Annotated in this window: 8 protein-coding genes and 1 pseudogene; 2 read left to right on the top strand and 7 right to left on the bottom strand. The window is 64.6% G+C overall.

The window, feature by feature from the left end; all coding sequences use genetic code 11:
* Positions 1-90: 90 nt before the first annotated feature.
* From ATB1_RS05025 to ATB1_RS05010, 4 genes and pseudogenes are all read right to left on the bottom strand, one after another.
* Positions 91-1,026, bottom strand: a complete 936-nt coding sequence (locus ATB1_RS05025) for an ABC transporter permease (protein WP_042662530.1) — start codon at positions 1,024-1,026, stop codon at positions 91-93.
* Positions 1,023-2,042 carry an ABC transporter permease gene (locus tag ATB1_RS05020; RefSeq protein ID WP_042662529.1) on the bottom strand — a complete coding sequence of 340 codons (1,020 nt, stop codon included), beginning with the start codon at positions 2,040-2,042 and terminating at the stop codon, positions 1,023-1,025. The genes ATB1_RS05025 and ATB1_RS05020 overlap by 4 nt, the downstream gene beginning before the upstream one ends.
* A 25-nt stretch (positions 2,043-2,067) precedes the next feature.
* A pseudogene (locus ATB1_RS05015) lies at positions 2,068-3,793 on the bottom strand (ABC transporter substrate-binding protein).
* Positions 3,794-3,941: 148 nt separating this feature from the next.
* The gene (locus ATB1_RS05010) at positions 3,942-6,644 is read right to left on the bottom strand and encodes an ABC transporter ATP-binding protein (protein ID WP_042662528.1); all 2,703 of its coding nucleotides are present in this window, start codon (positions 6,642-6,644) and stop codon (positions 3,942-3,944) included.
* 167 nt (positions 6,645-6,811) lie between these two features.
* Here ATB1_RS05010 and ATB1_RS05005 point away from each other — a divergent pair, with 167 nt between their 5' ends.
* Positions 6,812-7,321, top strand: coding sequence for a hypothetical protein (locus ATB1_RS05005; RefSeq protein ID WP_042662527.1), 510 nt, complete (start codon positions 6,812-6,814; stop codon positions 7,319-7,321).
* A gap of 55 nt (positions 7,322-7,376) precedes the next feature.
* On the opposite strand, the gene ATB1_RS05000 is transcribed toward ATB1_RS05005, so the two are convergent.
* Together ATB1_RS05000 and ATB1_RS04995 are read right to left on the bottom strand one after the other, a co-directional pair.
* Positions 7,377-7,832, bottom strand: coding sequence for a BBE domain-containing protein (locus ATB1_RS05000; RefSeq protein ID WP_052367739.1), 456 nt, complete (start codon positions 7,830-7,832; stop codon positions 7,377-7,379).
* Between the two features lie 96 nt (positions 7,833-7,928).
* On the bottom strand, positions 7,929-9,185 hold the full coding sequence (locus ATB1_RS04995) for an RNA-guided endonuclease TnpB family protein (RefSeq protein ID WP_042662526.1): 1,257 nt from the start codon (positions 9,183-9,185) through the stop codon (positions 7,929-7,931).
* Positions 9,186-9,523: 338 nt separating this feature from the next.
* Between ATB1_RS04995 and ATB1_RS04990 the strand changes: the two genes are divergently transcribed.
* Complete coding sequence (locus ATB1_RS04990) at positions 9,524-9,835, top strand: YdhR family protein (protein ID WP_042662525.1); 312 nt, start codon at positions 9,524-9,526, stop codon at positions 9,833-9,835.
* Positions 9,836-10,004: 169 nt separating this feature from the next.
* Here ATB1_RS04990 and ATB1_RS04985 read toward each other — a convergent pair whose 3' ends face one another.
* Positions 10,005-10,376, bottom strand: a complete 372-nt coding sequence (locus tag ATB1_RS04985) for a type II toxin-antitoxin system VapC family toxin (protein ID WP_042662524.1) — start codon at positions 10,374-10,376, stop codon at positions 10,005-10,007.
* Positions 10,377-10,390 lie beyond the last annotated feature (14 nt).

Genomic DNA, 10,390 nt, shown 5'->3' with positions numbered 1-10,390 from the left:
GCGAACGCGAATCGCCGCCCGTTCGCGTATGGGGGGCGCGTCCGCGTCCGCGTCTGCGTCTCTCGGCTCCGGTGGCGCTGCCACGGTCGATTAATCGACCGCTTCGCGCATCCGCGGGTCGAGCGCGTCGCGCATGCCGTCGCCGAGGAGGTTGAACCCCAGCACGGTGAGCGCGAGGAAGAACCCGGGGAAGAACGACCACCACCAGACGCCCGTGAGCAGGCCCTGACTCACGCCGTTCGAGAGCATGAGCCCCCACGAGGGCGTGCCGGCCTCGGCACCGAAGCCGAGGAACGACAGCGCCGCGAGGTCGATGATGGCAAGCCCGAAGTTGAGCGTGCTCTGGACCGTGATGGGCGCGAGGCAGTTCGGCAGGACGTGCCGAACCAGCACCCGCGGGTCGGCCGCGCCGAGCGCGACCGTCGCGTCGATGTACTCGTTTTCGAGCACGGTCAGCGCGGCCCCGCGGACGACGCGGGCGAACCGCGGCGTGTAGACGAGCGTCAGCGCGGCGACCGCCCGCCACAGCCCGAGGTCGTCGGGGAAGATGGCGACGAGCGCCAGCGCCAACAGGAGCGACGGGAACGCGAGCAGCACGTCCATCGTCCGCATGATGACGTTGTCGGTCACGTCGCCGTAGTAGGCCGCGACGATGCCGAGGCCGACGCCGAGGACGGTCGAGGCGGCGACCGTGACGGTGCCGAACAGCATCGCGTACCACGCGCCGTACGCCACCCGCGGCAGGAGACTCCGGGCCTGTCCGTCGGTGCCGAACGGGAAGTCGAGACTCGGCGCGGCGCGGTTCGGGTTCGTCCCGAGTTGCGACTGCGTGATGACATCGAGGTCCAAGAACAGCCGCGCGTACAGCGCGATGACCACCATCGCGACGATGATGGCGATACCGGCGAGCGCGAGGCGGTTCGACAGCAGGCGGGAGACGAACGGCGACGCCGTGAGGCGGTCGATGAGCCCGCGCTGGTCGACGTCCGCCGCCGTCTCGTTCGTGGTCGTGGTTTCCGTGCTCATTGTTCGATCCTCGGGTCAAGGATGGAGTAGGTGATGTCGACACCGAGGTTGACCAGCGTGAACAGGAACGCGAACGTCAGGACCGTCCCCTGTACGATGGGGTAGTCGCCGACCTTGATGGCCTCGACCAGAAGCGTCCCGATGCCGCCGATAGCGAACACCGTCTCCGTCAGCACTGCGCCGCCGAGCAGGCCACCGAACTGGATGCCGATGACCGTGATGACGGGAATCATCGCGTTGCGGAAGCCGTGTTTCAGGACCGTTATCTTCGCGCCTTGGCCCTTCGCGCGGGCGGTGCGCATGTAGTCCTGCCGGATGACCTCCAGCATCGACGAGCGCATCATCCGGGAGATGAGCGCCATCGAGTAGACGCCGATGACCGACGCCGGGAGAATCATGTGGCGGACCGCGGAGACGAACATCTCCCAGTTGCCCGCGATGAGGGTGTCGACCGTGACGAGCCCCGTCACCCGGATGGCCTCGACGTTGTACAGCACCGAGATGCGGCCGCTCGTCGGGAGCCAGCCGAGCACCTGCGCGAACAGCAAGATGAGAAGCGGGCCGCTCCAGAAGATGGGCACGCTGATGCCGGCGAGCGCGCCGATGCGGGTCAGGTGGTCCGTGATACTGTCCTGCTTGACGGCGCTCAGGATGCCGAGCGGGATGCCCAGCGAGATGCCGATGAGCTGGCCGTAGATGGCGAGTTCGAGCGTGACCGGCAGCTTGTTGGCGAGCACCTCGCGGACCGCGGTGTTCCGCTGGATGATGAAGGACTCGCCGAACTGGAACTGCGCGGCGTCGAGGAGGAACCGCCCGTACTGCACCCAGATGGGGTCGTTCAGGCCGAGGCTCTCTTCGACCTGTCGGACGAACTCCTCGCTGGCGCGCTCGCCCGCGATGGTGAGCGCCGGGTCGCCCGGCGAGAGGTGCAGGATGGAGAAGACGAGCGACGCCACTCCCACCAACACGGGGACGAGCAACAGCAGCCGCTTGAGTACGAATCGTGTGGAAATCATGAAAGTCGAAGACGCGGTCAGTGCCTCAGTTCAGGCTGACCAGGTTGAGGTACGGACCGCTGATGGCGGCGATCTGGAACCCGCTGACGCGGTTGGAGACGCCGCGAAGCTCGTCCGCGTAGTCGAGGTAGACCCACGGGGCCTCGTCGTGTGCAATCTGGTTCGCCTCGTTGTACAGCGACTCGCGTTCGGCCTCGTCGTAGGTGCTCTGGCCCTGTTCGACGAGGTCCATGTAGTCGCGGTTCGCCCACGCCGAGCGGTTACTGGTGTTGTAGCCTTCGGCGTCGAAGCTGACCCAGTCCTGTCCCTCCGTGAGTTCGCCTTCCTCTACCTGCGGGTGCAGGAGGACGTACATGAAGTTGTCCGGGTCGGCGTTGTCGGTGTACCAGCCGAGGAAACACGCGTCGTGGCGGCCCTGGGCGGTGTATTCGAGGAACGGCCCGAACGACTGCTGGTTGATGTCGACTTCGATGCCGACGTCGCCGAGGTTGGACGCGACGGTCTCGGCGGTCTGAATCGGCGACGGGTTGTAGCCGCGGGGGTTCTGGAACGTCGCCAGTTCGAACGAGAAGCCGTCACCGTAGCCGGCCTCTTCGAGGAGGCGCTGGGCCTCCTCGGGGTCGTACGGGTACGGGTCGATGTCGTCGTTGTGACCGAGGACGTTCGGCGGAAGCGGCTGGCTCGCCTGCGTCGCGAAGCCCGAGTAAATCTCGTTGACGATGGCTTCGGTGTTGATGGCGTGGCTGACGGCCTGCCGGACGCGGCGGTCGCGGAACTCCTCGCGGCTCGCCATGTTGAACGCCATGTAGCCGATGTTGATACCCTCGGTGCGGACGAGGTTCGCGTTGCTGGCGTTTTCGACCTGGACGGACGACTGCGCGCCGAGTCCGTCGATGATGTCGAGTTCGCCCGACGCGAGCGACTGGGCGCGCGTCGAGTTCTGTCCGATAGTGACGAAGACGACCTCGTCCACGTTCGGCCCCTCGCCCCAGTACTCGGAGTTGGCTTCGAGGCGGATGAGCTCGTTCGCGTCGTCGAGGTTGCTCAGTTGGAACGGGCCCGTACCGACGGGGTTCGAACTGAGTTCCGTGCCGTACTCTTCGATGGCGGCGAGGGAGTGCACCGACGCCGCGAACATCGCCAGGTTACGCAGGAACGGCGCGTACGACTGGGTCAGCTGAATCGTCATCGAGTAGTCGCCGTCGACCTGAATCTCGTCGATCCACGAGCCGAGGGTGAACGGCCCGTACGCCGAGACGTAGTCGTCGCCGGCGTAGTACTCGTAGTCGCTGTCGACGAAGCGGCGATACGTCGCCACGAAGTCCTCCGCCGTGAACTCCTCGCCGTTGTGGAACATCACGCCCTCGCGGAGCGTGATGGAGGCCGACTGGCCCTCAAGGGAGTACTCGGTGGCGAGTCCCTGCGTCAGCGTGGACTGGCCCGGCTCGAAGTTGATGAGCGTGTCGTAGATCTGTTCGGTCACCTTCGCGACCTCGCCGCTCGTGCTGTTCTGGAAGTCGAGCGTCGGCGAGTGACTGCCGCGACCGTAGCGGAGGGTCGACGTCGAACCGTCGTCTTCGGTCTCCGTCTGGGTCTGGTCAGTCTCGCCGTCGCCGGTCGTCTCGCCGGACGTCGGTCGTGGTGTCTTCGCCACCGCCGCCGGAACAACCTGCGAGTCCGGCCGTCGCCGCAGCGGTCCCTGCAGCCGTCAGGAACCGACGACGCGAAAGTCCATTGCCATCTTGTGACATACGTGTACCTATCAATGGCCCCCTATAAAAATAACGAAGCGCTGAAAGCAGGAACGAGAGACACCGCCGACCTGTTCCGGTAAAAATACGAGACAATCAAAAAACGTCGGATCGGTGACGAGAGGCCGTATAGCCCCCGACGCGCCGTCTATTCGTCTACGAGGTGACACGCCGCGGGGTGCGTCTGCTCGCCCAGTTTGGGGGCGTCGCGCTCGCAGACGCTCTCGAATCGCTCGCGGAGTATCTCGCTCGCTTCGTCCCAGTCGTCGGCGACGACGCGTTCGAGCGCGCGGTCGACGACGCCCCGGAGTTCGGGCGACAGCGTGTGCGACAGGTGGGATTCGCGGAGTTCGTCCACGACGGCGTTCGCGTCGGCGGTGCCGCCGTCGGCGCTCACCGTCGCTTCGGCGCTCGGGTCGCTCGAATCGAGCGCCGCGTCGCGGGCGGTCTCGACGTCCAGCGACTCACGCTCGACGCGCTGGCGGAGGTCCATCACCTCGCGGTAGGCCGCCTGCTCGATGTCGAGGTCGTCCGGGGGGATGACTTGCGGGCACCGCGTCCGGAAGTGACAGCCCGACGGCGGGTTGATGGGGCTCGGCACGTCGCCTTCGAGGATGATGCGGTCGTCGGTCTCGGCGGCCGGGTCCGGCTCCGGAATCGCCGACAGCAACGCCTGCGTGTAGGGGTGTCGCGGGTCGTCGAACAGTTCGTCGGTCGCCGCGACCTCGACGATTTCGCCGAGGTACATCACGGCCACGCGGTCGGAGATGTGGCGAACCACCGAAAGGTCGTGGGCGATAAACAGGTACGTCAGCCCGAAGCGCTCCTGGAGGTCTTCGAGCAGGTTGAGAATCTGCGCTTGCACGGACACGTCGAGCGCCGAAACGGGTTCGTCGGCGACGATGAAGTCGGGATCGACCGCGAGCGCCCGAGCGATGCCGACGCGCTGGCGCTGGCCGCCCGAGAGTTCGTGCGGGTAGCGGTCGTACTGGCCGACTTCGAGGCCGACCGCGTCGAGCAGTTGGTGGACCCGGCGACGCCGGCGCTCGCTGGTGGAGTCGCCCGGCGTGACGCGGACGGTGACGCCCGAGACGACATCGCCCTCGCGCTCGACTTCGACCTCGGCGCGGAGGCGCTCTTCGACGGCCACGTCGACCTCGCCGTCGGCGACCGTGACAGTCACGGTGGCGGTGGCGACGCCGTTCGAGGAGCCGACGATGGCGTCGATTTCGTCGCTCGCGGTGACCGAAACGCGCCCGGCGTCGATGCCGGTCACGGTGACGTCGGTCTCGCCGCGCACGTCAGGGTCTGACTCGGGGAGGTCGTGGACGTCGAGCGGCTCGCGGATGGTCTGGCCGACGGTCATCCGCGGGTCGAGCGACGACAGCGGGTCCTGGAAAATCATCTGCATGTCGCGGCGCATCGCGCGGAGTTCGTCGCTGTCGAGCCCCGAGAGGTCCGTCCCCGAGAAGACGACGCGCCCGCCGGTCGGCGGCGTCAGATGCAGGAGGCTCCGCCCGGCGGTGGACTTCCCACAGCCCGACTCGCCGACCAAGCCGAGCGTCTCGCCCTCGTAGACCGTGAAGTCGATGCCGTCGACCGCCTTCACGCTCCGGTCGTCCGCCCCGAGGAACCGGTCGAGGATACCGTCGGCCTGTTCGTAGTATTTCTGCATGCCGTCGACTTCCAGCAGCGGCGTGTCGGAGGGCTCGGTGCCCGTCGAGGACTCGATGGCGTCGCCGCCGTACTCGTCGGTGTCGAAGTCGTCGAGGACGCACTTCGAGCGGTGGTCCACGGCGTCGTCGCCGTGTTGCTTGTACGGTATCTCGCCCGAGGTACACTCCGGCTGAGCCCACGGACACCGAGGCGCGAAGTGGCACCCCGCGGGCATGTCGATGAGGTCCGGCACGTTGCCCTCGATGGGCGTCAGGCGCTCTTTTTCCTCGCTCGGGAGCGATTCGAGGAGCGTGTACGTGTAGGGGTGCGAGGGGTTGTGGAAGATTTCCTCGACCGGCCCCTCCTCGACGATTTCGCCGGCGTACATGACCGCGACCCGGTCGCACGTCTCGGCGACGACGCCGAGGTCGTGGGTGATCATGAGCACCGACATGCCGAGGTCCTCCTGCAGGTCGTCGATGAGGTCGAGAATCTGCGCCTGAATGGTCACGTCGAGCGCGGTGGTCGGCTCGTCGGCGACGAGCACGCGCGGCTGGCAGGCGAGCGCGATGGCGATGAGAACGCGCTGGCGCATCCCGCCGGAGAACTCGTGGGGGTACTCGTCGACCCGCGCGCCGGGTTCGGGGATGCCGACCGATTCGAGCACCTCGATGGTCCGCTCGACGATTTCGTCGTCGATGTCGCGGCTGATGCGGGGGAGCAGTTCGCGGACCGCGTTGAACCACGAGTCCTTGCGGCGGCCGCCGTACTGGTGGAGTCGCAGGCTCTCTGCGACCTGCTCGCCGACCGTCAGCGAGGGGTTCAGCGAGGTCATCGGGTCCTGGAAGATCATCCCGAGTTCGCGCCCGCGGACGGCCCGCAGCGCCTCCTCGGGGGCGTCGACGAGGTTGACCACGTCGCCGTCGACGAAGGCGGGGTTGTTGTACTCCTCGCGGAACTCCTCGGCGAGCCGGGCGCTTTCGAGTTCGACCGACCCGGAGACGATTTCGCCGGGGTCGTCGACGAGTCCCATCGCCGACAACGCCGTCACACTCTTTCCGGACCCGGACTCACCGACCAGTCCGACCGTCTCGCCCTCGCCAACCGTGAGGTCGAGGCCGTCGACGGCCTTGACCTGACCCCGGCCGGTCGAGAACTGGGTGCGGAGGTCCGAAAGAGAGAGTAGATTCCTCATTGAATGGGAATGACCTGCATGGAGTGAAATACCTTTTCAATTTTTGCCAATTGATAGATAGCGGTCATAATGGTCATTGGCCTGCGGTCGCCCGCGTGACGCGCGAAAGCGGGCGACGGCGGCGGGAGAAGCCAAAGTTTAGGTAGCGGACTCCGACACCATGCCGCATGGAAGAACATCCGCTCTCGGACGAGTCGGGCACGTGGGAGACCGTGGTCGAAGAGTGCGAGGCGCTCGCCGACGACTATCGGGAGCGAGACTGGACCGTCGTCGTCGCCCTGCCGGGTGACGTGGTCCCGGTCCCCGGGACGGGCGATGAAGTGGTCGAGCACGTCGGCCTCGACGTGGTCGTCGGCGACGACGTGTACCCCGACCTCGAAGCCGCCGTCGAGGGCGCGACGTTCGACGAGTACGAGGCGTTCCGCGCGGTCACCGGCGGCCTCGTCTACCTCGCGCTCGTCGTCCGCGCCACCGACGACAAAGTCGCCGTCTGCCTCCCGCTGTACTACCGCCTCGCGGAGTCCGAACGCATGTTCTCGCTGCTCGACGCTGGCGAGACGATGCGCACGAAGGTCCACCCGCTCGACCCCGACAAGGGCGTCGAGTTCGTCCACGAAGACCCCGACCCGCTGCTCCCGCCGGACTGGGACGCCGACCTCTCCGACGAGTTCGCGTAGTCGTCGCGTCGCCGACGGTCGAAGACGCTTTTTGGCGCACTGGAATTCGGCGCTGTCAGGCCTGTGGCTCGATATTCTGATTCACCCGGAACAGGTTCTCCGGGTCGTACCGGCGTTTCAGTTCGACCAGCCGGTCGTAGTTGTCTCCGAAGGCGGCGCGAACGCGCTCGTTCCCCTCGCGACTGAGGAAGTTCACGTAGACGCCGTCGGAGAGGTGGGGCGCGATCGCCGCGAAGAACGCCCGCGTCCACGCGATGTGTTCGTCGTCCTCGTCGGCGTCCGCCCACCGCGTGAAGATGTTGAACGAGTAGCCCGCGTCGCGGTGGGGGTACGCGGACGCGTCCGAGTCGGGGCGCGAAATCGCGCCTCCCAGATGCTCGATGACGATGGACGTGTACGGCGACGTCACCGCGTTCGCGTACTCGACGAGCGTCTCGATGGCCTCGTCGGAGAGCCCGGCCTCGCCGACGAACTGTGATTTCCAGTAGTTCCGGTAGCCCGGCGGGTACACGTCGTCGAAGAGTCCGTAAACTACCCTACCCTACTTCGCTCACCCCATACGGGGTTCGCTCGTTGAGGGTAGGGCTTTGATGTGGACTCCCGGCAATCAGTCGCCAGCAATAGGCTGGTGACTCCTGCCGTTCAACGTTCCACCATTTATACGCACGTCTACTTGTGCGTCTCCGTTCTCCGACTTGGGCGATGAACGGAGTCTGTGTGTCCGCTTTCGAGCGTACCGGAGCCCGATGTTCTTCGCCGCGTTGTAATCCGCGTTCACTTCGTACCCGCACTTCTGGCACTCAAAGTGTTCTCCCTGGCGGTTGTTCGGGTGCGTAAACCCACAGTCTGTCCGAGAACAACGTTGGGACGTGTGGTTCGGCTCGACCTGTTCCACGGAGACACCCTGTTCAGGGGCTTTGTACGAGACATACTCAAACAGGCGTCGGAACGCCCAGACGTGGTGCCATTTAGCTTGCGGAAGCCCCTCTCGAATGTCGCTCAAGTCCTCAAACACAATTACGTCGCAGTCGTGTTCGACAGCTTCCGAAACGATCTCATTGGCGATCGTGTGGATGTACTGTTTGCGCCACGCTTCTTCGCGCTTCCCGAGGCGAAGAAGGGCCTTGTGTGCGGCTTGTGTCCCGCGCTGTTGCATCTCACCACGCCGCTTCTCGAACTCACGACACCAATGGTCGTAATCGTCTCCCTGCCAGAAGCGCCCCGTTGAGGAAACGGCGAGGCTGTTAACGCCGAGGTCGATACCGAGAACTGTTTGGTGCCCGGTATCTTCCGAAACCTCGGACGAAGCACTGTCTTCTTCGGAGTCGTCCTTCCGCGTGGTGATGTGGAAGTAGAACTCGTCGGTCGCCTTATCATATTGAAGCGTACTCGCCCGGTACTCAAACTCATCGGACAGCACGTACTGTTCGTAGGGCGTCGGGCTATCCGAGGGGAGTTCAAAATCGCACTCTACACGTCCGTTGATGGTTGAGAGAGAGACTTTGTTCCGATAGAATGTGGCGCTGCGCTTGTCGTAGAGCATACTCCACGAGGTAAACTCCGGTTGGCTCACTCGCTTCCCTTGTTCCCACCGTTCGGCGCATCCTTTCGTCGCTTGCACGGCGCGTCGGATGGCCTCTTGGACAAGGTTCGCGGTGAGATCGGTTTCCTCACGGAGTTCATCGTAGAGCGCGTCTCGTGCGGTCGTGTTGGCCGTGACACAATCAGTGTAGGAGTCGTCGGACCAACAGAACTCGGCAGCACGGTTGGCGCAGTGAAGGAACTGCCGGGCGGATTCGTGGAGGTCGTCGCGGCGCTCGTCGGGAACGACAAGTTTGACCGGTGCAGTACGTCGGACCTCCATATTTCAGATGTAGTTCTAACGCTTCTTAAACTCTTGGGAGTCAGGTAGTCGGAGTATGTCGGTTGTGTCGTACTATGTCGGTTTCCTCTCCGGCCTACTCACTCACTCCGTTCGCTCCTTGAGGCCGGAGGCTCCACCTCGAAAATGCTGAAGCCGCGACGGCACCGCTAGAAGACGTGCTCGCCCAGGTCTGCGGCTGAGCGCACCGACCGCTCGCGACCAGCGGTCTCGACTGTCCCGCAGCGAAACGCGAGTCGCAGTCGAGGATTTCACCTAGTGAGCACCGCTCAGCAGGAATCATGACAACTGTTCGCACCGAATAGACCGGTCGAAGCACCATGGAAATCGTCTTCGCCACGTTCGAATCCGAACTCAACCACGACGCAATCGAGGAGACCATGCGCCAGCGGGCACAAAAGTTCCGGGAGGTGCCCGGGCTCGTACAGAAGTACTTCGTGCACGACCGAGAGAACGACCGGTACGGCGCGTGTTTCATCTTCGATTCGGCGCAGTCCCGTGACGCGTACTTTGAATCGGACCTCAGCGCCGGCGTCGGAGCGGCCTACGCGGTGACGGGCGAGCCAGCGGTCACGAAAGCTCACCTCCTGTTCCCACTCCGCGAGGCCGACGGACTGCCAGACCCCGCGTGACTCGACTACGAGAGGCGACTCAACACAGAACGTGGCGTTGCGAGTCCACCCCGCCCGCCGAACTCGAATCCACCGTGGCCGCCGTCGGTTCCAAGGGATCTCGTGTACTCGCGAATCGGATTCTCGGTGCGCGTTGTCGCGTCGAAGCCGTCCGAATCAAACACCAAACTCAATACGGTCCGAGTTTCCGGACAGAGAGTAGTTCACGAAGTCCTTCTGTATCGAAGTCAGCGTCCGAGACGACCAGCTCTTTGCCTTCCGATCTAGCTGTCGCCGCAATCATGAGGTCACGTGGTGACATCGGGTCGCCTGATTCGAGAAGGCGGTTCTGCATCCGGGCCGCTTCAAATGCGGCCTCTTCGGTGAAGTCGAGCGCGGTGACTCGTCCGAAGTTCTCACGCGCTCCGACGAGATCTGTCCCACCTGCGGTAAACGCCTCTCCAGCGAGCACTTCGTAGACGCAAATACTGGAGGTGACTATGACCGGTTGTTCATCGACGAACTCAACGACTTCCTCGATACCATCGAGGTAATCGATGATAACCGGTCAACTGC

This window comes from Haloferax sp. ATB1 (assembly GCF_000730175.1).
This window is presented reverse-complemented; position numbering and strand designations above follow the sequence as displayed.